Genomic DNA, 21,318 nt, shown 5'->3' with positions numbered 1-21,318 from the left:
CGACCAAGGCGCATTGTCCGTGACGTGCCGATGACAGATCCAAGACAGTTGCGTGACAGGCTATGGCCGATCGCCGTCGCCATGCTATCAGATCCCATGAAACGCCGAACTCTTCTGACGTCGCTGGCCGCGACCGGGGCCGCGGCCCTGGGCGGCGGGGTCTATGTATCCTTGCCGCACGATCATCCGGGGCTGGCGATGGATCGCCTTCTGGAGCGCCTGCAAGGTGCGCGGATCGACGCGATCGAAACCGACAGCGCCTGGACGGTGGCGCGAACCCTGAACCATCTGGCGCAGAGCGTCGATTTCTCGATGGACGGCTATCCCGAACTGCGTTCGGGCCTGTTCCGGCACACGGTCGGCCCCCTGGCGTTCAACGTGTTCCAGACGCGCGGCGAGATGAGCCACGACACCGCCGAGGTCATTCCCGGAGAAGTCGTCGACGATGGCGACGCCGAACAGGCCCGCACCCGTCTGATCGGCAGCCTGACGCGCTTTGCTTCCTTCGACATGCCCCTGCGCCCGCATTTCGCCTTCGGCACGCTGTCCAAGGCCGAATACGCCAAGGCCCACGTCATGCATGTTCAGGACCACCTGACCGAGTTCCGCATCGGTTGAGCGGCCTTTCCCCGGTCGGCAGGGGCGGCTAGCCTGCGCCGCATGATCCGAACGCTCCTGTCCCGGGCCCTGTCCCTGATCCTGTCGCTGGTGGTGGCGAGCGTGGTGATCTTCGTGATGCTACAAGCCGTTCCGGGCGACCCGGCGGCCTTCATGCTGGGCCTGAATGCACAGCCTGACACGGTGGCCGCCCTGCGCGCGGAACTGGGGCTGGAGGGGTCGCTGCCCGCCCGCTACCTCGATTGGGTCAGCGGCATGGTGGTGGGCGATTTCGGCACCTCCTATACCTACCGCGTGCCGGTTTCGGGGCTGGTGGCCGACCGCATCGGCGTGTCGGGCCCCCTGGCGGCCTATGCCCTGTTGCTGACGGTGGTCCTCGCCATTCCCGCCGGTCTCATCGCGGCGTCGATGCGGGGCCGGGCGGCGGATTGGGGGGTGATGGGGGCCACGCAACTGGGCATCGCGATCCCGAACTTCTGGTTCGCCATGCTGCTGGTCTTCGTTTTCGCCATCACGTTGAAATGGGTATCGGCGGGGGGCTTCCCGGGCTGGTCCGATCCGGTCGCGGCGATCAAGGCGCTGACCTTGCCTGCCGTCGCTCTGGCCCTGCCGCAGGCGTCGATCCTGGCGCGGGTGTTGCGCGGGGCGCTGATCGACACGCTGGATCAGGACTACATCCGCACTGCCCGGGCCAAGGGTCTGTCCCGCCGCGCGGTCACCGTCCGCCATGCCCTGCGCAATGCGGCCATTCCGGTGCTGACGATCCTGGGGTTGCAGTTCAGCTTCCTGCTGGCCGGCGCGATCATCATCGAGAACGTCTTCTTCCTGCCGGGTCTCGGCCGCCTCATCTTTCAGGGCATCACGCAGCGCGACCTGATCGTGGTGCAATCGGTCACGATGCTTCTGGTCTTTGCCGTCATCGCCGTCACCTTTTTGGTGGAGCTGGCCTACACGCTGGCCGACCCAAGGTTGCGCCGCAGATGACCGGGTCGCGCCTTTCGGTGGCCGGGGTCGTCGGCGGGGGGCTGACGGCGCTTTGCCTGCTGGCCGCAGCACTTAGTCTGATCTGGGTGCCCCATGACATCACCGTCCTGACGATCGCGGACCGCCTGCTTCCGATGTCGGCCACGCATCTTCTGGGCACCGATCATTTCGGGCGGGACATGCTGTCGATGCTGATGGAGGGCGCGCGCACCTCCATCGCCGTCGCCCTGGTCGCCGTGGGCATCGGTCTGGGCCTCGGCATCCCGCTCGGTCTGGCGGCGGCGGCGCATCGCGGCGGCTGGCTCGACGAGATCATCATGCGCGGCAACGACCTCATCTTCGCCTTCCCGTCGCTGGTCATCGCCATCCTGATCACCGCCGTCTTCGGCCCCTCGGCGGTCAACGCGATCCTGGCCATCGGCATCTTCAACATCCCGGTCTTCGCCCGGGTCGCACGCGGCGGGGCCCTGCCGCTCTGGACGCTGGACTATGTGATGGCGGCGCGGGTGGCGGGCAAGGGCCGCTTTCTCATCAGCCTGCAACATATCCTGCCCAACATCACCAACCTGCTGATCGTGCAGGCCACCATTCAGTTCAGCCTCGGCATTCTGGCCGAAGCCGCGCTGTCCTACATCGGCCTTGGCGCACAGCCTCCGACGCCCAGTTGGGGTCGCATGCTCGCCGATGCCCAGACCCTGATCTACACCGAACCGCAGCTGGCGATCCTGCCGGGTCTTGCCATCGTCGGCATGGTCCTGGGCCTCAACCTTCTGGGCGATGCCCTGCGCGATGCACTCGACCCGCGCCTTCAAAGGCGGCGCGCATGATCGGGATCGACCGGCTGTCGGTCAGCTTCGGTGAGACGGCGATACTGCGGGATGTGTCGCTGACGCTGGAGCCGGGTCGGATCACCGGCCTGGTGGGCGAATCCGGGTCCGGCAAGTCGATCACCGCGCTGGCGATGATCGGCCTTCTGCCCACCGGGGCGACGGCGCAGGGTTCGATCAACCTCGACGGTCGCAACCTGCTGACCCTGCCCGAGGCCCAGTGGCTCGACATACGCGGCAACGACATCGCCATGATCTTTCAGGAGCCGATGACCGCCCTGAACCCGGTCCAGACTATCGGTGCGCAGGTGTCCGAAACGCTGCGCCTGAACGGCACCCCCCGGGCCGAGGCCCTGCGCATCGCGCGCGACCGGATGGACCGCGTCGGCCTGTCGGCCATCCCGCTCGACCGCTACCCGCACGAACTCAGCGGTGGGCAGCGTCAGAGGGTCTGCATCGCACTGGCCATCGCGCGGCGGCCCCGCCTGCTGATCGCGGACGAGCCGACGACCGCGCTCGACGTGACGACACAGGCCCAGATCCTCGACCTGCTGTGCGACCTCGTGCGCGCGGACGGAATGAGCCTTCTGCTCATCACCCACGATCTGGGCGTCGTGGCGGGCATGGCCGACCATGTCGCCGTCATGAAGCGGGGTGAGATCGTCGAACAGGGCTCGACCGAGGATCTGTTTCGCACCCACAGCCACCCCTACACCCGCGATCTGTTGCGCGCCTCGCGACCCGTTCCACGTGCGCCGCGCCCCTTGTCGGGCGATGTGGTGTTGCAGGCGCGCGACGTGACCCGGCGGTATGGCGCGGTGACGGCAGTCGACGGGATCAGCCTGACGCTGCACCGGGGCGAAAGCCTGGGGCTGGTCGGCGAGTCGGGTTGCGGCAAGTCCACCCTGACCCGCGCGCTTCTGGGGCTCGAGGCCGTGCAGGGCGGGACGATCACCCTTCTGGACCGTCCGGGCGGGGCGGCGATGACCCGCGCCGACCGCGCGAAGATCAGCGTCGTGTTTCAGGACCCCTATGGCAGCTTCAATCCCCGCTGGCCCGTCCACCGCATCCTGACAGAACCGTTCCACCTGACCGGGCGACCTGCCGACGCCGAGGCCCGGGCCGCCGAGGCGCTGCACCAGGTGGGCCTGACCGCCGCAGACCTGCACAAATACCCGCACGAGTTTTCGGGCGGACAGCGGCAGCGCATCGCCATCGCCCGCGCGCTCATCACCCGGCCCGAGGTTCTGGTGCTGGACGAGGCGGTCAGTGCGCTGGACGTGCGGGTCCGCGCGCAGGTTCTGACCCTGCTCGATGATCTTCAGGCCCGCCTGGGCCTCGCCTATCTGTTCATCAGCCACGACCTGACCGTGGTGCGCGCCATCTGCGACAACGTGCTGGTCATGCAGGCCGGCCGCTTTGTCGAGGAGGGCCCGATTGCGCGCGTGTTCGAAGACCCGCAAGACGATTACACCAAAACCCTGATCGCCGCCGCCCCGATGATCCCGGCGGACTGGCTGGAGGACCGATGACGCTGCTGCATGTCTCCATCGCCGCCCGCGCGCCCGCCGCCATGGCCAAGGCGCTTGCCCGGCTGCTCGGTGGCGAGGCCTTGCCCTTTCCGCCCTGCCCGGGAGCGTGGATCGCCTTCGCCGCGCAGGATGACGGAACGGCGATCGAGGTCTATCCCGCAGGCACCCGCCTGACCGCCGGTCCGGAGGCCGTCGCCTTTCAGCCGGGCCCGCCCCGCCGGTCGACATCCGCCACGCATCTGGCCATCGCCTCGCCCCTGACGACAGCGCAAATCGAAGAGGTGGCAGAGACCGCCGGCTGGACCAGCCGCACCTGCGACCGGGGTCCGTTCAGTTGCATCGAGGTCTGGACCGGCGAAGGCCTCCTGATCGAGGTGCTGGACGCGGCCATGCTGGCCGACTACCGCAAGGGAATGACCGCCGCCCAATGGCGGATGATGTTCGGAATGGAGACATGACGATGGCGCTTTGGTTCGATCCTTCGGAAATGCTGATCGGCGGCACATGGGTCCGCGCGGCCGAGACCTTGACGCTCGAGAACCCGTCGGATGGGTCGCATCTGGCGGACATCGCCCGCGGCCAATCGCGCGAGATCGACGCCGCCGTCGCCGCCGCCCATCAGGCGCTGGCCGGTGACTGGGGACGGATGCCTGCGGTGGAGCGGGGGCGCATTCTGGCGCGCATGGGCCGCCTGGTGCTGGAGCGGGTAGAGGACCTAGCCGCGCTAGAGGCCCTGGACGTGGGCAAACCGTTGCGACAGGCGCGGGCCGATGCCGTGGCTCTGGCGCGCTATCTGGAATTCTACGGCGGGGCCGCCGACAAGGTGCATGGCGAGACGATCCCCTATCTCGATGGCTATACCGTCTATACCCTGCGCCAACCGCATGGGGTGACGGGCCACATCGTGCCCTGGAACTATCCGATGCAGATCATCGGACGGTCGGTTGGCGCGGCGCTGGCCATGGGCAACGCCTGTGTTCTCAAACCCGCCGAGGAGGCCTGCCTGACGGCCCTGGCCTTTGCCCGGATCGCCTGTGACGCGGGCCTGCCGGACGGGGCGCTCAACGTCGTGCCCGGTCTGGGGGGCGAGGCCGGGGCCGCGCTGACGGCCCACCCCGGCATCCACCACATCAGCTTTACCGGCTCGATCGCGACCGGCGTTCTGGTCCAGCGGGCGGCGGCGGCGAATGTCGTGCCGGTCACGCTGGAACTGGGCGGCAAGTCCCCGCAACTGGTGTTCGACGACGCCGATCTGGACGCCGCCCTGCCGTTCCTCGTGAACGCGGGCATCCAGAACGCCGGGCAGACCTGTTCCGCCGCATCCCGCATCCTGGTCCAACGCGGGGTGCACGACGAGGTCGTCGCCCGCATGGCCGACCGCTACCGCCAACTGCGCGTCGGCCCCGCCCTCGACGATCTGGAGGTCGGGCCGCTCATTTCCGCGCGACAGAAGGACATCGTGGAGGGGTTTCTGGCGCAGGCTGACGGGCTGACCGTCGCGGCGCAGGGCAAGGTGACGGGAACCGGGGGGCACTACGTCGCGCCGACCCTCCTGACCGGCGCGACGCCGGATCACCCGCTGGCGCAGCAGGAAATCTTCGGGCCGGTACAGGTCGTCATCCCCTTCGACACCGAAGCCGAGGCCGTGGCCATCGCCAACGGCACCGATTACGGGCTGGTCGCCGGCGTCTGGACCCGCGACGGCGCGCGGCAGATGCGACTGGCCCGTGACCTTCGGGCGGGGCAGGTCTTCGTCAACAACTACGGCGCGGGCGGGGGTGTCGAATTGCCCTTCGGCGGCATCGGCAAGTCCGGTCACGGTCGTGAAAAGGGGTTCGAGGCGCTGTATGGCTTCAGCCAGCTCAAGACCGTCGCGGCACTGCACGGCTGATCGATGACACGGCTTTTCACGGCTCTGATGTTGACCGCGCTGGCCTGCGTTGCCGCAGCTGTGTTCGGCGCCCTGCACGATCAGGTCAGCTATGGCGTGGCGCCGGATTACTATCACATGTTCAAGTTCGACCAGTTCGCAATTCCGCGGGACTGGCCCCCGCGTCTGGGCGCGGCCTGGGTCGGGGTGCAGGCCAGCTGGTGGATGGGTCTTGTCATCGGGGTGCCGGTCTTCGGGATCGGCGCGCTGGTCGTTCCGACGGCGGCGGGCCTGCGACGTGCGGGGTTCTGGGCGATCGCGCTGGTCCTCGGGCTGACGGCGCTCGCCTCGGCCACGGGCCTTCTGGTGGAGATCATCAGCCCCACGCCCGACGGCATCTGGTGGACACCGGACGGCGCAGACGTCACGGCCTTCCGACGCGCCGGGGCGATGCATAACGCGGCCTATCTGGGCGGGGCGCTCGGGCTTTTGGCGGGTCTGGTCCTGGTCATCGTGGCTGGCATCCGGGCCCGGCGCGCCGCCTGATCCGTCAGTGGCCGTGCGGGTTGTGCCCGGTCGCCAGCGCCAGATGGTGCGTTCGGTGATGGTCGCCCATGGCAAGCAGACCGCGAAAGCCGAGCGCGCGCACCTGCACCGGATCGGGGCCGGTGACGGTGACGCGCGCGCCATCGGCCAAGCGTGTGACCGCCCACGTCCAGCCGGGGCCGACCGTTATCCCGTGGGCCGTCGCCATGCGCTGGATCGATCCCACGACCGGACCCGTGCCCGTGACGTCGAACACCGCGCCTTCGGGCGTCTGCGTCGACCGGACTTCGGCCAGCGAAAAGACGCGGTCCATGTCGGCCAGATGGTCGGCGAGCGCCGGGATATCCACATGCGACCAATCGGTCGCCGGGTCCGCCGTCAGAAGGGCCACGATCTCGGACAGGGCCGCAAAGGTGCCCGGCCCCTGTTCCAGCAGCGGCGGGGGCGCACCCCGGTGCTGTGCCGCAACGGGCGGGGCGACAAGGGCGAGCGCGGCGCAAAGCGCGATGGATCGAGTCATGATAGCCTCCGGCGTTTGATCAGATGGCAAGAGCTAGCGTTTCGGGACCAAGGTGGACATGATCCGGATCATGTCACAGGCGCTTTTCGACCATATCCTGACCCGCACGGGGCCATCGCGGCATTTGCCCGAGGGCGCGGTCTTGGCGCGCCGGGGTGATCCGGTCACGGCCCTGCATTTGTTGATGTCGGGGGCCGTGAACATGACCCGGGACCAGCCGAACGGCGGGCGGCTCACCCTGCACCGGGCCGAAGCGGGCGCGATCCTGGCCGAGGCGTCGATCTTTCACGACGTCTATCACTGCGATCTGGGGGTGGTGCGCGCGGCCGAGCTGCGCAGTATGCCCGCGCCCCTTGCCCGCAAGCTCCTGTCGGGCCCCGAAGGCGCACCCCTGCTGGTGCGGCACCTTGCGGCCAGCTTGCAAGGCGCGCGGACGCGTGCGGAAATCCTGGCGTTGCCGCGACTGGCCGACCGTCTTGCGGCCTGGCAGGCGATGAACGGCCCGCTGCCGCCGCGCGGGCAATGGCGGGGCCTTGCCGCCGACTTGGGCGTGACGCCCGAAGCGCTTTACCGGGCCCTGGCGCGCCGACGCAGCCCCGAAGGTCTGGTCACCGCACCGGACACAGGTCAAGATCGACGCTGAGAGGCGGGAGGATTGCCATGCGACTGAAGGACAAGACGGCCATCGTGACGGGAGGGGCCTCGGGCTTTGGCCGGGGCATCGTCGACAAGTTCGTGGCCGAAGGCGCGCGGGTGCTGGTCGCCGATCTGAACGGCGACGGCGCGGCCGAGGTGGCACGCGCCATCGGTGGCCTGTCGGCGGGGATGGATGTCTCTAGGGACGCAGACTGGGCCGCGTTGACCGCGCAGGCGATGGACGCCTGGGGCCGCATCGACATCCTGGTGAACAACGCGGGCGTCACGCACCTGCCCATGCCCATGGAAGAGGTGACGGAGCCCGATTTCGACCGCGTCCTGTCCGTCAACGCCAAGTCGGTCTACCTGTCGGCGCGCCATGTCGTGCCGGTAATGAAGAAGGCGGGGGCCGGGGCGATCCTGAACGTCGCCTCGACCGCGGGGGTCAGCCCGCGACCCCGGCTCAACTGGTACAATGCGTCCAAGGGCTGGATGATCACGGCGACCAAGGCCATGGCGGTGGAGCTTGCGCCCGCAGGCGTGCGCGTGAACGCGATCAACCCCGTGGCGGGCGAAACCCCGCTTCTGGCCAGTTTCATGGGCGAGGACACGCCCGAGATCCGCGCCAAGTTCTTGTCGACCATTCCCTTGGGCCGTTTCTCCACGCCCGAGGACATGGGCAACGCCGCCTGTTTCCTCTGCTCGGACGAGGCGTCGATGATCACCGGCGTCGCGATGGAGGTGGACGGTGGCCGCTGCATCTGACCGGCGGGCGGCCGCTTGAAGTTCCGCGTAGAAATCGGCGTTCTGGCCGGGACCTTCGCCAGTCAGCAACTGGCCTTCGCCCATCTGCTCGATGCGAATCCGGGGGCTGATCTGGAACAGGTGGAGGTTCTGGCGCGTCCGTTCGGCCCGCGCCTGCGCGGCTATTTCCCTGATGACACGGTGGCGCAGCTGGAACAGCTGACCGAGCCAACGCTGATCCTGCTGTTGCCGGGGTCGGGTGTGGCGCCGCGCGACACGCGGATGCTGCGGTTTGTCGGGCGATATTCCGGCACCCTGACCCGCGCCCTTTTGCCGGATACGGAGTAGCCATGCGGCCCGGACCCCTGAACCTGATCACCGATGTCGCGGGCCTGCGGGTCGGCAATGCGCAGTCCGACACGATCCGCACCGGCACGACCGTCCTTCTGGGCGACAGGCCCTTCGTCGCGGGCGTCAACGTCATGGGCGGCGCACCCGGCACGCGGGAGACCGACCTTCTGGCCCCCGACAAGATGGTGCAGGAGGTCGACGCGCTGGTCCTGTCGGGCGGCTCTGCCTTCGGGCTGGATGCGGGCGGGGGCGTGGCCGATGGCCTGCGCACCATGGGCCGGGGGTTTGCCGTGGGCGATCAACGGGTGCCCATCGTGCCGGGCGCGATCCTGTTCGACCTGCTGAACGGCGGCGACAAGACGTGGGACCGCAACCCCTATGGCGATCTGGGTCGCGCAGCGCTGGCCGCCGCAGAGACCACCTTCGATCTGGGCAGTGTCGGCGCGGGGTTCGGGGCGACGACGATGGACCTGGCGGGGGGGCTTGGGTCGGCGTCCTGCGTTCTGGACTGCGGGATCACCGTGGGCGCGCTGGTAGCCGTGAATGCCCTGGGCCGGACTTGCGATGACGAGGGCCGCTTCCTCGCCCAACCCTTCGAATTGGCTTCTGAGTTCGGCGGCGGTGCGCCGGGCGCGCTCGACCCCGCGTTGGAGCCCTACGGCAACCGGCAGCCCGGTCAGTCGACCACCATCGCCATCGTCGCCACCGATGCGGTGCTGACCCAGGCGCAGGCCACGCGCCTCGCCACTGCCGCGCAGGACGGCATGGCGCGGGCCATTCAACCCAGCCACACGCCAATGGACGGCGATCTGGTGTTCGCGGCGGCCACCGGGGCCGTCCCGCTGCCGGATCCGATCTGGGATGCCCTGCGCCTGGGTCATGCCGCCGCCACCTGCCTGTCGCGCGCCATCGCGCGGGGGGTTCATGCTGCACGGTTGCAAGGCGGGCCCTTGCCGACCTGGACGGATCGTTTCGGGCGTCGCAAAACCGATTGATACGCATGAACCGGGGATCCGGTTTCATCGAAACCCCTGATTCTTACGGAAATGGCGGCTATTCTCACGCAGAGGTGAAGGCGGTGCGGGGGTGCAATTTTAACCTGCATAAACGCACCAATTATCTGCCATTCTCACGAGGCTGTGCATTTGAAGTGAGTGAATTGGGGTCCATATGTCTCTCATCGGATCGGCCAAGACGGACGGTTCAATCAATCAAGACCCGCAACACACATTTGGAGAAGATCATGAAAACCCTGACCCTCACTGCCGCCATCGCCCTGTTCGCCGCCCCCGTTTTGGCCAACACCAGCGTTGAAGCGATCCAGCACTTCAACCAGAGCAAGGAAGGCGGCGACGTCATCGAACTGCAAGGGACGCTGTCGACCGCGAATGGCACGCACAGCCCCGAAGCACAGGCGATCTTTGACCGCATCGAAGCCGAGAGCGCCGAAGACGAGTAATCATCTGATACCGCGCCGCGCCCCCACCCCGGGGCGCGGCCCGATCCCAAGTTCAACGGCAACCACCAAACCACAAAGGAAAACAGCATGACATACTTTGCGAAATCTGCCTTGCTGGTCGCCGCCCTCTCCGCCCCCCTGGCGTTCGGCGTAAGTCCTGCCATCGGTGCCGAGTCCGCGGCCCAGCCGACGCTCGTGACCACGAAGGGCGACCGCGGAGGTCACGATGATCGCGCCCAGATGATCCTGGCCTCGATCCTCGCCGAATCCGACGACTGATACCCCGTCCCCCCGGTCCGAACCCTCCCGTCGGACCCGATGGCGCATCCCTCTGGGGTGCGCCTTTTGCGTGCGCTACCTTCGGGTCTCGAAAAAGCGGCGGAGCAGGTCGGCGCAGGCCTCGGCCTCCAGCCCGTCGTGCACTTCGGGCACGTGATGGCACTGCGCATGGGAGAAGACGCGCGCGCCATGCAGAACACCCCCAGACTTCGGATCGGAGGCCCCGAAGTGCAGGCGCGCCAGTCGTGCGTGGGAAATCGCCTGCGCACACATCGCACAGGGTTCCAGCGTCACCCAGATCACGCAGCCCGGCAAACGGTCCTGCCCCAAGGCCGCACAGGCGGCACGGATCGCGAGAACCTCTGCATGGGCCGTGGGGTCGTTGTCGGTCCGCGTCCGGTTGCCCGCGCGCGCCAGGATGGCATCGCCCCGGGTGATGACGGCGCCGACCGGCACTTCGCCCAGATCGGCGGCGGCGCGGGCCTCCTGCAGGGCCTCGGACATGAACGAGCGGAACATGGCCCCCGGTGTGCCGCCGCCGTCGGCCCCGTGCAAGTCGCTTTCCAAGGCGCGGGAACGGCGGTAGAGGCCGGACATGACAGACGACAGCAGACAGGGTGACCGGATCGCCAAGGTGATCGCGCGCGCGGGCCTCGCCTCCCGGCGGGATGCGGAGGTCATGGTGACCGAATTGCGGGTCAAGGTGAACGGGCGCACCGTGTCGAACGTGGCGACCAATATCCTTCCGGGCGACAAGGTCACCGTCGATGGCAAGCCTTTGCCGCAGGCCGATGGCGCGCGGCTCTGGCTCTATCACAAACCCCTTGGACTGGTGACCTCGGCCCGCGACGAAAAGGGCCGCGAGACGGTGTTCGACGCCTTGCCGCCGGAATTGGGCCGCGTGATGTCGGTCGGACGCCTCGATCTCAACTCCGAGGGGTTGCTCCTGTTGACCAACGACGGGGAGCTGAAGCGTCAGCTCGAACTGCCCTCGACCGGCTGGCTGCGGCGCTACCGCGTGCGCATCAACGGCACCCCGACTGAGGCGACGCTGGACATCCTGCGAAACGGCATGACCGTCGATGGCGAGGATTTCGCGCCGATGCAGGTCACGCTCGACCGCCAGAAGGGGGCCAACGCCTGGCTGACGGTCGGCCTTCGCGAAGGGCGCAACCGCGAGATCCGACGCGCGATGGATGCCGTGGACCTCTATGTGAACCGGCTCATCCGGATCAGCTATGGGCCGTTCCAGTTGGGCACCTTGCCGCCGGGCGACGTCGAAGAGATCAAACCGCGCGTCCTGCGCGAACAACTCGGCAGCACGTTCGACGGCGAACTGGCCGAGACCCGGAAAGGAACCGGTCCCATGGCCGAAGACGACGACAAGACCCGGCCCGTTGGCCGCAAGCCCCGCCCCGGCGGCCCCCGCAAACCCACGGACGCCCGGGGCGACCGCCCGGCCCGTGGCGGCGATGGCAAGCCCCGGCTCGCCAAGGACGGCGAGCGCAAGCCTTTCGAGAAGCGTGCCGAGCGGCCCGCGCGCGATGGCGACCGTCCGGCCCGTGGCGGCGACGGCAAGCCCCGGTTCGCCAAGGATGGCGAGCGCAAGCCTTTCGAGAAGCGCGGCGAGCGGCCTGCGCGCGACGGCGACGGCAAACCGCGCTTTGCGAAGGACGGCGACCGCAAGCCCCGCGAAAGCCGGGATGACGCCCGTCCCGCCCGCGCCGCGCGGCCCTTTGATCGCAAGGGGCCGGAGGACAAGCCGAAAGAGACGAAGGCCGAGCGCACCACGCGCCTGCGGGCCGACAGCTCAATCAGCCTGCGAAAGGGCGGTCAGCGCGGCAAGGGCATCGTGAAGCCCAAGAAGCCCGCATCGACCAAGCGCATGAAAAAGCCCGAAGACGGGAAGGGCGAAGATTAATCCTCGCCTGCTTCCGCCTCTTCGGTGGAATGGGCCTTGAAGAGGCCGGCCTGGGCAAACATGAACACGACGATCGCGATCGGCATGTCGAAGGTCTTGAACGTCACCCAAATTTCGGTGGACAGGAACCGCCAGACGACTTCGTTGGCGACGGCCAGGGCGACAAAGAACCAGACCATCCGCTTGGTCAGGATCATCCAGCCTTCCTGGGTCAGGGGCATCGCTTCGGACAGGATATCCGACAGATAGCTGCGCCCGCGCAGAACCCCGAAATACAGGATCGCCGCGAATAGAAGATAGAGCAGCGTCGGCTTGATCTTGAGAAACCGCTCGTCGTTCAGCCAGACCGACAGGCCGCCCATGATCGTGACCAGAACGGCGGTGAAGATCTGCATCTTGCTGAGCGTGCCGGTTAGCCACCAGAGAATCCCCGTCGTCGCCAGGATCAGCGGGATGAACAGCGCGGTGACGAGAATGAAGCCGCCGTATTCCGTGCCGCCATACACGAATGTGTCGTCCTTGACGTAGAAGTAGGCCGCAAAGAACAGCAGAACCGGGCCAAGCTCCAGCGTGGTCTTGAGCCATCCGGGAACGGACTTGGCGTCGGGTGATGTCATGGGTCTCTCCTGCGGCGACTAGCGTCACATAGGGGCTTCATCCGGCGAACTCCACCACCACGGCACCCAGGGCGATCAGCGACATCAGGACAAGGCGGCGGGGGCCGACCGATTCCTTCAACAGAAGCCAGCCGATCAGGGCGGCGAACACGGTCGAGGTTTCCCGCAGGATCGCCGCCTCGCCCACGGAGTCGAGGCGGGTGGCCATCATGATCGACCCGAAGGATCCGAAGGCCACAAGGCCGCCGATGACGGCCAGCCGGATCAGGGCGGGCTCGGGCCTGCGCAACTTGCCCCGCAGGGCAGCGGCCAGCGGAAAGTCCCAGGATGTCAGCATGAAGAACCATGCGAGGAAGGTGAACGGGTTCTCGACCCGGCGGATGCCGTAGGCGTTCCAGGTGGTATAGAGCGCCACCATCATCCCCGTGGCCACCGCCAGCCAGAGCGCCGGGACAAGCGTGGCGCGGTCCACCGTCAGCTTGGCCATGTTATAGGCCGACAGGCCAAACAGCCCCGCCAGCAACAGCCCCACGCCGAACCATTGGGGTGCCGTGAACGTCTCGCCGAAGATGAGGCCCGCGCCCAGAACGGTGAACAGCGGCCCGGTGCCCCGCACCACCGGATACACCACGGTATAGGCCCCCCGCTGATAGGTCGCGCCCTGAAGCGCCTTGTAGGACGACTGGATCGCGATCATCCCGAGCAGGACCCACCAGAGCTCCAACGGCGGCCAGGGGACGACGAACAGGGCGACCGGCGTGGCCATGGTGAAGATCGCCACATCCATCGCTGTCCGCGAGGTCCAGGGGTCATAGGTTGCCCCCTTCTGCAGGGCGCCGAACACCGCATGCAGAAGCGCCGCCGTCAGGGCCAGGATCATGGCAAGCTGGTGCCCCGCCTCCGTCCCCTCGACCGAATGCAGCCAGTCCATCATTCGAAGACATCCGCCACATGGGGCAGCCCTTTGAGGGTCGACAGCAGGACAGGCGCACAGGCCGCGCCGACAAAGATCAACGCCTCGGACGGGCGCGGGATCGTGGTGGCGAACCGGTCAATCAGGGCGCGGGTCAACCGCTCCTCCAGCCCCAGGCCGGTGTATTCGGGCCGCACCGCCATCATGTCGATCCGCGCCACCCGAAGGCGCGTCGGCAGATGCGGCGGGATGAGCCGCGCGCGCAGGGCGTCCGCCTCGGGGTCGAGTTCGAGGATGGCCGCCTGCGCCACCAGAAGGTCGCGGTCCCGGACCCAGAGCGCGGAATGCCCGGCGAACCCCGGCGCGCAATCCCAGGCGTCAAGGCAACCTGCCGCCGACAGGAAGGCCTGCCGTTCCGCTGCGTCCACCGGGGCCAGGTCCGGCCCGATCCGCAGGTCGGAGGTCACGGCGCGTCCGGCGTCCATTGCACGTCGAGTTCCGCGGCACTGGCAACACGGGCGATGAAATCCGGCGAGGCGGTGCCGGTCAAGAAGGGCATCCCCTGCACCGCCGACAGGCCGGTGCCGCCGATCCCGATCGACAAGACCCCACGCGGATGTGGCAGCACGTCGACGAACCCTTGCAGCGCCTCGGCGTTCGCCTGCTGGTCGGTCCCTGCGAAGGGCTCCAGAAGGGCCCGCACCCCGTCGCGCAATATCGCGACCTGCGGTTCGGCCGCCTGCGTCGTGTCCAGGATTGCGGACCCAAGCGGAATCAGCACCAGCGCCTCGAACATGCCGTCGAAGTCGATCTCGAGGTCCATGGCCTGAAGCCGGATGGCGGACGCCGCCACCGGATCGACCGGCCAGATTTCGGGAACTCCGGCCAGGCGCGCGGTCAGCGACAGGCCGTTGGTTTCATCCATGCGGAATCGCAGGGACCGGATCGACAGGACACCCGCCTCGGCCGCCAGATCGAAGGTCAGGCTCAACCCCGGACGGGATTGTTCGCGCATCAGCCAATCAAGGCCCGGTCGCCCCGGGATCTGCGGGTCGAGAGCCAGGCCCACGACACCGCCGCTCAGCCGTCGCGGCAGGGCATCCGGCAGGGCGTCGATATCACCGCCCAGGGAAATGCGGTCGGCGTGCCAGGGCGTGGAGGTGTCGCCGAACCGCACATCCGACATCAGACAGGTGCCCGCGATGCTCTCCACGCGTTCGACCGAGACGGAGAGCCGCCCGACCAGAGCCTTGCAGTCGTCCGATGTCGCGGCATCGGCGGGGGCCGCCAACATTGCGGCAAGGACGGCGGCGCGGATCATGCGTCGAGACCGACCAGCGCCACGGCGAATTCCTCCGGGTCGAAGGCATCGAGGTCGTCGATCTGCTCGCCCACGCCGATGGCATGGATCGGCAGGCCGAAGCGGTCGGCCAGCGCCACCAGAACGCCGCCCTTGGCCGTGCCGTCCAGCTTGGTCATCACCAGGCCCGACACATCGGCCAGCTTCTGGAACACCTCGACCTGGCTCAGCGCGTTCTGGCCGGTGGTGGCATCGAGGACCAGCAGGGTGTTGTGGGGAGCCGACGGGTCCTTCTTGCGGATGACCCGCACGATCTTGGCCAGTTCCTCCATCAGGTCGGCGCGGTTCTGAAGGCGGCCCGCCGTGTCGATCAGCAGAAGGTCCGCGCCCTCGGCCTCTGCCCGCGTCATCGCCTCGAACGCCAGGGATGCAGGGTCGGAGCCTTCGGGCGCGGTCATCACCGGCACCCCGGCCCGGTCGCCCCAGACCTGCAATTGTTCCACGGCGGCGGCGCGGAAGGTGTCGCCCGCCGCGATCACGACGGACTTTCCGGCGGCGCGGAACTGGCTGGCCAGCTTGCCGATGGTCGTGGTCTTGCCCGAGCCGTTGACGCCGACCACCAGAACGACTTGCGGGCGCTGCGGCATCAGCGGCATGGGACGGGCCACAGGTTCCATGATGCGGGCGATTTCAGTGGCCAGCAGTTTCTTGATCTCGTCCGACGACAAACGCTTGCCCATCCGGCCCTCGGCCAGGTTGGCGGTGACGCGCAAGGCGGTTTCCACGCCCATGTCCGAGGCGATCAGCAATTCCTCCAGCTGCTCCAGCATCGCGTCATCCAGAACCCGGCGCGGCGCTGCGGCCGGGGCCACGCGGCCCATGAGCCGCGAGAGCAGGCCCGCCTTGGGCGCTTCGCTCGGCTCCTCCGGTGGGGCGGGTGGCGTGGGCGAAGATGTCGGCACGATTTGCGGCGTCGGTTCGGGGATGGGTTCCGGAGACGGCATCGCGGCTGCGGGTTTTGGCGGCGGGGTCGGGTCCGGTTCGGGCGCGGGCTCCGGTTCGGACGCGGCAGCGGGGCCATCCTCCACGATGGCGTCCAGACCCTGCTCCAGCTTGGAGGACGACCGCGTCAGGCGATCCTTGAGCTTCTTGAAGAACGACATGACGGCCCCTTTCCACCCCCACCTAATATGCCCGGGCGCGGGGCGAAAGTCCGGTTGACAGACCTTGTCGCGCACCGGACGGTTCGCGTCATGATCCGCATGCTCCTCGTCCTTGTCCTGTTGCTTTTGACGCTGCCTGTTCGCGCCGAACCCGAAGTGGCGGCAGAGGCACCTAAATGCTCCGAAGGACGGTTCGGTCCGCGCCATTGCATCGCCCCCGACAGCTTCGTGCGCGACACCTGCGTCCAGATCGAGGCGGAGGCGCGTCTGCACGGTTTGCCACCCGGCTTTCTGGCCCGGCTTCTCTGGCAGGAGAGCCGTTTCGACCCCAATGCGGTCAGCCCCATGCGCGCCATGGGCATCGCCCAGTTCATTGCGTCCACCGCCCGCCTGCGCGGCCTCGAAGACCCGTTCAACCCCGCCGAAGCCATCGAGAAGAGCGCCGAATACCTGGGTGAGATGACGCGCCGCTATGGCAACGTCGGGCTGGCCGCCATTGGCTACAACGGCGGCGAACGGCGGGTGGAGGGGTTCGTCGCGGGGACCGGCGGGCTGGCGCGCGAGACCATCGACTACGTACGCATCATCACCGGGGAGCACGCGGAAACCTGGCGGGACACGCCGCCCAAGGGCAAGACCTTCTCCCTGGACGACGACCGCCCGTTCCTTGCGGCCTGCGAAACCATGGCCGCCAACCGCCGCCTGTCGCCGCTGGCCGCCCCCGAGCCGCGCTTTGCCCCCTGGGGCGTGCAGGTCGGCTACGGCACGACACGGAGCGCGGCCCGCGCGTCCTATGACCGGCTGACCGGGTCTTGCCGAAGCGCCGCCCCCGTCGCGCGGCTGGAATTCGTGCCTCTGGATCGGCGCGGACCGGGTCGCAAGACAATCATTGCCGCCCGCATCGGGGCGCAGAGCCGGGACGAAGCGCTGCGCCTGTGCCGGGCGATTTCGCGGGCGGGATGTATCTGCCGCGCCTATCGGAACTGAGCGCCGGGGCCGTCAGATCTCGTCGGCGAAATGCTTCATGACCAGCCGGATGGGATTGGGGGCCGCCTGACCCAGACCGCAGATCGACGCATCGACCATGGCCTGGCTGACCTCCTCCAGAAGGCCCTGGTCCCAATGCTCGGCCTGCATGAGCTTGACCGCCTTTTCGCAGCCGACCCGGCAGGGCGTGCATTGCCCGCAGGACTCCGCCTCGAAGAAACGCAGCATGTTGAGGGCGGCGTCGCGGGCCTTGTCGTGATCCGACAGGACGACTACCGCAGCGGACCCGATGAAGGTGCCAAGCGGTTGCAACGTGTCGAAGTCGAGCGGGACGTCATTGATCGACGCGGGCAGAAGGCCCGAAGACGGACCACCCGGCTGATAGGCCTTGAACACATGGCCGTCGAGCATGCCGCCCGCCGCCGCGATGATGTCGGTGATCGTCGATCCGGCAGGCAGCAGGTGAACGCCCGGCGCCTTGACCCGACCCGACACCGAATAGCTGCGCAGCCCCTTGCGACCGTTCTTTTCGACCGACGACAGGATCTCCGGCCCCTCGCGCATAATGCGGGCAATCCAATGGCAGGTCTCGATGTTGTGGACGAGGGTGGGACGTCCGAATAGGCCGACCTGTGCCACATAGGGCGGGCGATGCCGGGGCAGACCGCGCTTGCCCTCGATGCTCTCGATCATCGCGGATTCCTCGCCGCAGATGTATGCGCCAGCCCCCCGCCGCAGATCGACGAACCCGGGGGCGATCAGGCCCGCCGTTTCCAGCGCCGCGATTTCCCGGCGCAGAATCTCCAGAACCGCCGGATATTCGTCGCGCATGTACAGATAGACGCGCTCTGCCTCGACCGCCCAGGCGGCGATCAGCATACCTTCGAGGAACAGGTGCGGCACCCGCTCCAGGTAATAGCGGTCCTTGAAGGTGCCCGGCTCGCCCTCGTCTCCGTTGACGGCCATCAGGCGCGGGCCGGGGTTGCCCCGCACGAAGCCCCACTTCTTGCCGGACGGAAAGCCCGCCCCGCCCAGACCACGCAGGCCCGAGTCGGCGATCGTCTGCTGCACCGCCTCCCAATCGCCCGTGTCGCGCAGGTCGGTGAGCGTGGCATAGCCGCCTTCGGCGCGGTAGGCGGCAAGGTCCTGATAGTCGGGCAGATGGGCATGGAAATCGCCGCCGTCGATGACCTGCTGCACGGCTTCGGCGGTGGCATGATCCACGTGACGATGCCCGATTTCCAACACCGGGGCGGTGTCGCAGCGGCCCATGCAGGGCGCGCGCAACACGCGCACCCGGGCGGGATTCTGGCCCGCTTCCAGGGCGGCGATCAGGGCCTCGGACCCGGCCAGCTCGCACGACAGGCTGTCGCAGACCCGGATGGTGAGGTCGGGGGGCACGGGGTCGTTTTCGCGCAGGGGGTCGAAATGGGCGTAGAAGGTCGCCACCTCCCAGACCTCGGCCATGGACAGGCGCATCTCTTCGGCCAGGGCCCGCAGATGGGCGGCACTCTGATGGCCGTGGGCATCCTGGATCAGGTGGAGAAACTCGATCAGCAGGTCGCGGTCACGGGGCCGGTCGCCCAGAAGCGCGCGCACCTGGGCCAGGGCGTCGTCATCGTATTGCCGACCCTTGGGCGTCGTCCGCCCCTTTCCGCGGCCGGATTTCCAGACACCCTTCTTGTCGCCATCGTCCAGCATATCCCACCCTCCCTGTCCTTGACGGAACCGTATCGCGCCGGGGCAGGCCCCCAAGGTGCGATTGCGACGCCGCGCCCGTCATTTGCGCAGGCGGACGGATTTGCCACAAGCCCGCAGGTGCGGCGACAGGTGCCATTCTTTCTTCAGGATTCGCGCCTATGTTACCGGAAGTTCCCGATCGGAGACGTCGATGCCCGCCCTTCTGCCCTATCTTGCTGCGCTCGGCCTGTCGGTTGCCCTGCTGGTGGCCGGGGCGATCTGGGACGGGCCGTGGGATTTCGCATCTTTCATCTGGATGGCGGGCGTGGTCGCGGTGCTGGACCATGTCCTGCCCGAACACGGGCCATCCCCCGATGGCAGGCAGGCGCGCGCCCTGACCGTCGGTCTGGCCGCGATCCATTTTCCCATGCTGGCGCTCGCCGTCTGGGCCCTGGCCCAGGGTGGGCCGACCTGGAACTGGATCGCCTATTTCTCGGCCGCGGGGCTGTTCTTCGGGCAAATCATGAATTCGAATGCGCATGAGTTGATCCATGCCCGGGGCCGTCTGCGGCGGGCCTTGGGGCGTTGGACCTATACCACCCTGCTCTTTGGGCATCAGACGACGGCGCACCCCGGTGTGCATCACATCCATGTCGCCACACGAGAAGATCCGAACACCGCGCGCTATGGCGAAAGCTGGTGGAAATTCTGTGTCAGGGCCTGGCGCGACTCGTTCCGTCAGGGGCTCGCGGTCGAAAAGGCGCGGCAGCGGGCGCGCGGGCGCGGCGACTGGAACATCCGAAACCCCTATTGGGAGTATATTCTTGGCGGGGCCGCAGGCATCGGCCTTTCGCTCGCCTTTCTTGGGCTGCCCGGCGCACTGGCCTATGTCGCCCTCTGCGCGCTGGCGCAAAGCCAGCTTCTGGTGACGGATTACGTGCTGCACTACGGGATGCGCCGCGAAAAGATCGGGGACCGTTATGAGCCGGTCGGCCCCGAACACAGCTGGAACGCGCCGCACCGGGTGACCAACCTTCTGACCCTTCATGCGCCCCGCCATTCCGATCACCACGCCCACCCCGGACGCGGGTTCGAGGAGTTGACAACCGACGACACCCAACCGCAGCTGCCTTATTCCCTGCCGGTCATGGTGACCTTCGCGCTCTGGCCCCGGTTCTGGCGCAAGGTGATGCATCCCCGCGTTCATGCCCTGCAAGACCGGCTGGCCGAAGCCCGGACACGTCCCGAAACGTCGGAGACCGCATGCGCCTGATCGTGCTGCTTTGCTGTCTGCTGGCGCAGCCCGCGCTTGCCGAACGGCAGATCTCCCCGGACGAGTTCGCCGAGATGGTCACGAGCCGGACCATGTATTTCGACCGATACGGTCAGCCGTTCGGGGCCGAGCAGTATTTCGACGACAACCGGGTCATCTGGGCCTTCGAAGGCGGCACCTGCCAACGCGGCATCTGGTTCTCGAATTCCGAGGGCGACATCTGCTTTGTCTATGACAACAACCCTGTTTCCCAGTGCTGGACGTTTCTGGAAGTGCCGAGCGGCGGTTTCCATGCGCGCCTGTCCGGCGCCGATCCGGCCGATGACCTGGTGATGCAAGGGCTGGACGAGGAACCGCTGGACTGCCCCCTGGACGATCTGGGCGTCTAGACGCCAAGACCTGCAAAGGGGTCAGAGACGTTCGACCAGAAAGCGCTGAAACGGCAAAAGCGCTTCGATCCTGTCCGACAGTGCCGCGACCAGACCGTCGCCCGTGTCGCGCCACCCTTCCGCCAACGGCAGGCCAAGCGCCAGATCCTTGCGTTTGAGCAACGCCGCATGGGGATGGTCGGGGTCATAGGGCTTCGGGACACGCTTCAGAGGCTCGGGTCCGATGTCCGCCAGGGTGCCCCCGGTCTGCTCCATGACTTCGGTCAGGCGGTCGCCCCACCGGTCGACCATGGCGCGATACCGCGTCAGCGCGGTCTTCTCGAAGCCCGACATGCCGCAGCCGACAAAGGTCGTCTCTGGCTGGATCCCGAAATAGAAGCTGGGGGCAAGGTCATCGCGATCCCCCGGGGCCCACAGCATCGCCAGCATCGTCTTGTAGGGCGACTTGTCCTTGGAAAACCGCACATCGCGATTGATGCGAAAGACCTTGGACGCATGGGCTTCGCCGGTAATCCGGCTGATTTCATCGGCCATGATCTCGGCCAGCAATCTGGCGGGGGCCTCGATATCGGCCTTCCACCCGGCCTTGCGCGGCTCGAACCAGTCGCGCGAATTGTTCCTGGCCAGCGCGCCATAGAACGCCTGCGCCCGGTCCAGCATTTCGGTAAAGCCGTCTGACATGCCGCTTGCCTTTCGCCCTGTGCCCCGC

26 protein-coding genes are annotated in these 21,318 nt (G+C 67.6%); 17 read left to right on the top strand and 9 right to left on the bottom strand.

Translation table 11 applies throughout. The annotated features are described in order from the left end of the window. The first annotated feature begins 96 nt into the window (after nt 1-96). Genes BM002_RS17885 through BM002_RS17855 form a run of 7 tightly spaced genes read left to right on the top strand, consistent with a single transcriptional unit; the run spans nt 97 to nt 6,377 of the window. Complete coding sequence (locus tag BM002_RS17885; protein WP_175484957.1) at nt 97-618, top strand: DUF1569 domain-containing protein; 522 nt, start codon at nt 97-99, stop codon at nt 616-618. A 42-nt stretch (nt 619-660) separates the two neighbouring features. After that, nucleotides 661-1,602: an ABC transporter permease gene (locus BM002_RS17880; protein WP_092784624.1), complete on the top strand. Its 942-nt coding sequence runs from the start codon at nt 661-663 to the stop codon at nt 1,600-1,602. Beyond that, the gene (locus BM002_RS17875; protein WP_092784621.1) at nt 1,599-2,429 is read left to right on the top strand and encodes an ABC transporter permease; all 831 of its coding nucleotides are present in this window, start codon (nt 1,599-1,601) and stop codon (nt 2,427-2,429) included. Before BM002_RS17880 ends, BM002_RS17875 begins: the two co-directional genes overlap by 4 nt. Beyond that, a complete protein-coding gene (locus BM002_RS17870) occupies nt 2,426-3,961 on the top strand; it encodes an ABC transporter ATP-binding protein (RefSeq protein ID WP_092784618.1) in 1,536 nt (511 codons plus the stop codon). Before BM002_RS17875 ends, BM002_RS17870 begins: the two co-directional genes overlap by 4 nt. Beyond that, on the top strand, nt 3,958-4,419 hold the full coding sequence (locus BM002_RS17865; protein WP_092784615.1) for a hypothetical protein: 462 nt from the start codon (nt 3,958-3,960) through the stop codon (nt 4,417-4,419). The genes BM002_RS17870 and BM002_RS17865 overlap by 4 nt, the downstream gene beginning before the upstream one ends. Beyond that, entirely contained in the window at nt 4,416-5,852 is a 1,437-nt protein-coding gene (locus BM002_RS17860; RefSeq protein WP_092784612.1) for an aldehyde dehydrogenase family protein, read from the top strand. Before BM002_RS17865 ends, BM002_RS17860 begins: the two co-directional genes overlap by 4 nt. A 3-nt stretch (nt 5,853-5,855) precedes the next feature. Next, on the top strand, nt 5,856-6,377 hold the full coding sequence (locus BM002_RS17855; protein WP_139212415.1) for a hypothetical protein: 522 nt from the start codon (nt 5,856-5,858) through the stop codon (nt 6,375-6,377). Nucleotides 6,378-6,381: 4 nt separating this feature from the next. On the opposite strand, the gene BM002_RS17850 is transcribed toward BM002_RS17855, so the two are convergent. Further along, entirely contained in the window at nt 6,382-6,897 is a 516-nt protein-coding gene (locus BM002_RS17850; RefSeq protein ID WP_092784605.1) for a hypothetical protein, read from the bottom strand. Nucleotides 6,898-6,955: 58 nt separating this feature from the next. On the opposite strand from BM002_RS17850, the gene BM002_RS17845 reads away from it, so the two are divergent. The 6 genes from BM002_RS17845 to BM002_RS19195 all read left to right on the top strand — a co-directional run bounded on the left by BM002_RS17845 (nt 6,956) and on the right by BM002_RS19195 (nt 10,366). Next, nucleotides 6,956-7,540 (top strand): Crp/Fnr family transcriptional regulator, encoded by a 585-nt coding sequence (locus tag BM002_RS17845; RefSeq protein ID WP_092784602.1) that lies wholly within the window; start codon nt 6,956-6,958, stop codon nt 7,538-7,540. Between the two features lie 17 nt (nt 7,541-7,557). Continuing rightward, complete coding sequence (locus BM002_RS17840; protein ID WP_092784599.1) at nt 7,558-8,298, top strand: SDR family oxidoreductase; 741 nt, start codon at nt 7,558-7,560, stop codon at nt 8,296-8,298. A gap of 15 nt (nt 8,299-8,313) precedes the next feature. Continuing rightward, nucleotides 8,314-8,625, top strand: a complete 312-nt coding sequence (locus BM002_RS17835; protein ID WP_092784596.1) for a hypothetical protein — start codon at nt 8,314-8,316, stop codon at nt 8,623-8,625. Nucleotides 8,626-8,627: 2 nt separating this feature from the next. Beyond that, nucleotides 8,628-9,623, top strand: a complete 996-nt coding sequence (locus BM002_RS17830) for a P1 family peptidase (RefSeq protein ID WP_092784593.1) — start codon at nt 8,628-8,630, stop codon at nt 9,621-9,623. 248 nt (nt 9,624-9,871) lie between these two features. Beyond that, nucleotides 9,872-10,087: a hypothetical protein gene (locus BM002_RS17825; protein WP_092784590.1), complete on the top strand. Its 216-nt coding sequence runs from the start codon at nt 9,872-9,874 to the stop codon at nt 10,085-10,087. Between the two features lie 87 nt (nt 10,088-10,174). After that, complete coding sequence (locus BM002_RS19195) at nt 10,175-10,366, top strand: hypothetical protein (protein ID WP_139212414.1); 192 nt, start codon at nt 10,175-10,177, stop codon at nt 10,364-10,366. 75 nt (nt 10,367-10,441) lie between these two features. On the opposite strand, the gene BM002_RS17820 is transcribed toward BM002_RS19195, so the two are convergent. Beyond that, nucleotides 10,442-10,885 (bottom strand): nucleoside deaminase, encoded by a 444-nt coding sequence (locus BM002_RS17820; RefSeq protein WP_092784686.1) that lies wholly within the window; start codon nt 10,883-10,885, stop codon nt 10,442-10,444. Nucleotides 10,886-10,961: 76 nt separating this feature from the next. Between BM002_RS17820 and BM002_RS17815 the strand changes: the two genes are divergently transcribed. Next, nucleotides 10,962-12,287, top strand: coding sequence for a pseudouridine synthase (locus tag BM002_RS17815; RefSeq protein ID WP_092784588.1), 1,326 nt, complete (start codon nt 10,962-10,964; stop codon nt 12,285-12,287). Here BM002_RS17815 and BM002_RS17810 read toward each other — a convergent pair. From BM002_RS17810 to ftsY, 5 genes are read right to left on the bottom strand one after another with little or no spacing between them, the layout of a single operon-like run. Next, nucleotides 12,284-12,904, bottom strand: a complete 621-nt coding sequence (locus BM002_RS17810; protein ID WP_092784586.1) for an inner membrane-spanning protein YciB — start codon at nt 12,902-12,904, stop codon at nt 12,284-12,286. The two genes, BM002_RS17815 and BM002_RS17810, sit on opposite strands and share 4 nt — an antisense overlap. A gap of 37 nt (nt 12,905-12,941) precedes the next feature. Further along, nucleotides 12,942-13,838, bottom strand: coding sequence for a DMT family transporter (locus BM002_RS17805; RefSeq protein WP_092784583.1), 897 nt, complete (start codon nt 13,836-13,838; stop codon nt 12,942-12,944). After that, a complete protein-coding gene (locus BM002_RS17800; RefSeq protein WP_092784580.1) occupies nt 13,835-14,302 on the bottom strand; it encodes a hypothetical protein in 468 nt (155 codons plus the stop codon). Before BM002_RS17800 ends, BM002_RS17805 begins: the two co-directional genes overlap by 4 nt. Further along, complete coding sequence (locus tag BM002_RS17795) at nt 14,281-15,138, bottom strand: hypothetical protein (protein WP_092784577.1); 858 nt, start codon at nt 15,136-15,138, stop codon at nt 14,281-14,283. Before BM002_RS17795 ends, BM002_RS17800 begins: the two co-directional genes overlap by 22 nt. Further along, nucleotides 15,135-16,280 carry a signal recognition particle-docking protein FtsY gene (gene ftsY / locus BM002_RS17790; protein WP_092784574.1) on the bottom strand — a complete coding sequence of 382 codons (1,146 nt, stop codon included), beginning with the start codon at nt 16,278-16,280 and terminating at the stop codon, nt 15,135-15,137. Before ftsY ends, BM002_RS17795 begins: the two co-directional genes overlap by 4 nt. Before the next feature lie 90 nt (nt 16,281-16,370). On the opposite strand from ftsY, the gene BM002_RS17785 reads away from it, so the two are divergent. Next, a complete protein-coding gene (locus BM002_RS17785; RefSeq protein ID WP_092784683.1) occupies nt 16,371-17,267 on the top strand; it encodes a lytic transglycosylase domain-containing protein in 897 nt (298 codons plus the stop codon). Nucleotides 17,268-17,279: 12 nt separating this feature from the next. Here BM002_RS17785 and BM002_RS17780 read toward each other — a convergent pair whose 3' ends face one another. After that, nucleotides 17,280-18,968: an NAD(P)H-dependent oxidoreductase subunit E gene (locus tag BM002_RS17780; RefSeq protein ID WP_092784571.1), complete on the bottom strand. Its 1,689-nt coding sequence runs from the start codon at nt 18,966-18,968 to the stop codon at nt 17,280-17,282. Nucleotides 18,969-19,158: 190 nt separating this feature from the next. Here BM002_RS17780 and BM002_RS17775 point away from each other — a divergent pair, with 190 nt between their 5' ends. Then, nucleotides 19,159-20,220, top strand: coding sequence for an alkane 1-monooxygenase (locus tag BM002_RS17775; protein ID WP_092784568.1), 1,062 nt, complete (start codon nt 19,159-19,161; stop codon nt 20,218-20,220). Continuing rightward, nucleotides 20,211-20,609: a hypothetical protein gene (locus tag BM002_RS17770; RefSeq protein ID WP_092784565.1), complete on the top strand. Its 399-nt coding sequence runs from the start codon at nt 20,211-20,213 to the stop codon at nt 20,607-20,609. Before BM002_RS17775 ends, BM002_RS17770 begins: the two co-directional genes overlap by 10 nt. Nucleotides 20,610-20,630: 21 nt before the next feature. Here BM002_RS17770 and BM002_RS17765 read toward each other — a convergent pair whose 3' ends face one another. Next, on the bottom strand, nt 20,631-21,290 hold the full coding sequence (locus tag BM002_RS17765) for a DUF2461 domain-containing protein (RefSeq protein ID WP_175484956.1): 660 nt from the start codon (nt 21,288-21,290) through the stop codon (nt 20,631-20,633). Nucleotides 21,291-21,318: the final 28 nt, after the last annotated feature.

It is taken from the genome of Jannaschia pohangensis (assembly GCF_900113875.1).
GTDB classification, from domain to species: Bacteria; Pseudomonadota; Alphaproteobacteria; order Rhodobacterales; family Rhodobacteraceae; genus Jannaschia; species Jannaschia pohangensis.
This window is presented reverse-complemented; position numbering and strand designations above follow the sequence as displayed.

Bases quoted from the DNA above. Each gene is read 5' to 3' on its own strand.
- BM002_RS17765 (WP_175484956.1), bottom strand. From the start codon at position 21,290: ATGTCAGACGGCTTTACCGAAATGCTGGACCGGGCGCAGGCGTTCTAT.
- BM002_RS17815 (WP_092784588.1), top strand. From the start codon at position 10,962: ATGACAGACGACAGCAGACAGGGTGACCGGATCGCCAAGGTGATCGCG.
- BM002_RS17860 (WP_092784612.1), top strand. From the start codon at position 4,416: ATGACGATGGCGCTTTGGTTCGATCCTTCGGAAATGCTGATCGGCGGC.
- BM002_RS17800 (WP_092784580.1), bottom strand. From the start codon at position 14,302: ATGGACGCCGGACGCGCCGTGACCTCCGACCTGCGGATCGGGCCGGAC.
- BM002_RS17825 (WP_092784590.1), top strand. From the start codon at position 9,872: ATGAAAACCCTGACCCTCACTGCCGCCATCGCCCTGTTCGCCGCCCCC.
- BM002_RS17830 (WP_092784593.1), top strand. From the start codon at position 8,628: ATGCGGCCCGGACCCCTGAACCTGATCACCGATGTCGCGGGCCTGCGG.
- BM002_RS17840 (WP_092784599.1), top strand. From the start codon at position 7,558: ATGCGACTGAAGGACAAGACGGCCATCGTGACGGGAGGGGCCTCGGGC.
- BM002_RS17805 (WP_092784583.1), bottom strand. From the start codon at position 13,838: ATGATGGACTGGCTGCATTCGGTCGAGGGGACGGAGGCGGGGCACCAG.
- BM002_RS17795 (WP_092784577.1), bottom strand. From the start codon at position 15,138: ATGATCCGCGCCGCCGTCCTTGCCGCAATGTTGGCGGCCCCCGCCGAT.
- BM002_RS17850 (WP_092784605.1), bottom strand. From the start codon at position 6,897: ATGACTCGATCCATCGCGCTTTGCGCCGCGCTCGCCCTTGTCGCCCCG.
- BM002_RS17775 (WP_092784568.1), top strand. From the start codon at position 19,159: ATGCCCGCCCTTCTGCCCTATCTTGCTGCGCTCGGCCTGTCGGTTGCC.
- ftsY (WP_092784574.1), bottom strand. From the start codon at position 16,280: ATGTCGTTCTTCAAGAAGCTCAAGGATCGCCTGACGCGGTCGTCCTCC.
- BM002_RS17870 (WP_092784618.1), top strand. From the start codon at position 2,426: ATGATCGGGATCGACCGGCTGTCGGTCAGCTTCGGTGAGACGGCGATA.
- BM002_RS17875 (WP_092784621.1), top strand. From the start codon at position 1,599: ATGACCGGGTCGCGCCTTTCGGTGGCCGGGGTCGTCGGCGGGGGGCTG.
- BM002_RS17855 (WP_139212415.1), top strand. From the start codon at position 5,856: ATGACACGGCTTTTCACGGCTCTGATGTTGACCGCGCTGGCCTGCGTT.
- BM002_RS17780 (WP_092784571.1), bottom strand. From the start codon at position 18,968: ATGCTGGACGATGGCGACAAGAAGGGTGTCTGGAAATCCGGCCGCGGA.
- BM002_RS17845 (WP_092784602.1), top strand. From the start codon at position 6,956: ATGATCCGGATCATGTCACAGGCGCTTTTCGACCATATCCTGACCCGC.
- BM002_RS17880 (WP_092784624.1), top strand. From the start codon at position 661: ATGATCCGAACGCTCCTGTCCCGGGCCCTGTCCCTGATCCTGTCGCTG.
- BM002_RS17865 (WP_092784615.1), top strand. From the start codon at position 3,958: ATGACGCTGCTGCATGTCTCCATCGCCGCCCGCGCGCCCGCCGCCATG.
- BM002_RS17785 (WP_092784683.1), top strand. From the start codon at position 16,371: ATGATCCGCATGCTCCTCGTCCTTGTCCTGTTGCTTTTGACGCTGCCT.
- BM002_RS17885 (WP_175484957.1), top strand. From the start codon at position 97: ATGAAACGCCGAACTCTTCTGACGTCGCTGGCCGCGACCGGGGCCGCG.
- BM002_RS17810 (WP_092784586.1), bottom strand. From the start codon at position 12,904: ATGACATCACCCGACGCCAAGTCCGTTCCCGGATGGCTCAAGACCACG.
- BM002_RS17770 (WP_092784565.1), top strand. From the start codon at position 20,211: ATGCGCCTGATCGTGCTGCTTTGCTGTCTGCTGGCGCAGCCCGCGCTT.
- BM002_RS19195 (WP_139212414.1), top strand. From the start codon at position 10,175: ATGACATACTTTGCGAAATCTGCCTTGCTGGTCGCCGCCCTCTCCGCC.
- BM002_RS17820 (WP_092784686.1), bottom strand. From the start codon at position 10,885: ATGTTCCGCTCGTTCATGTCCGAGGCCCTGCAGGAGGCCCGCGCCGCC.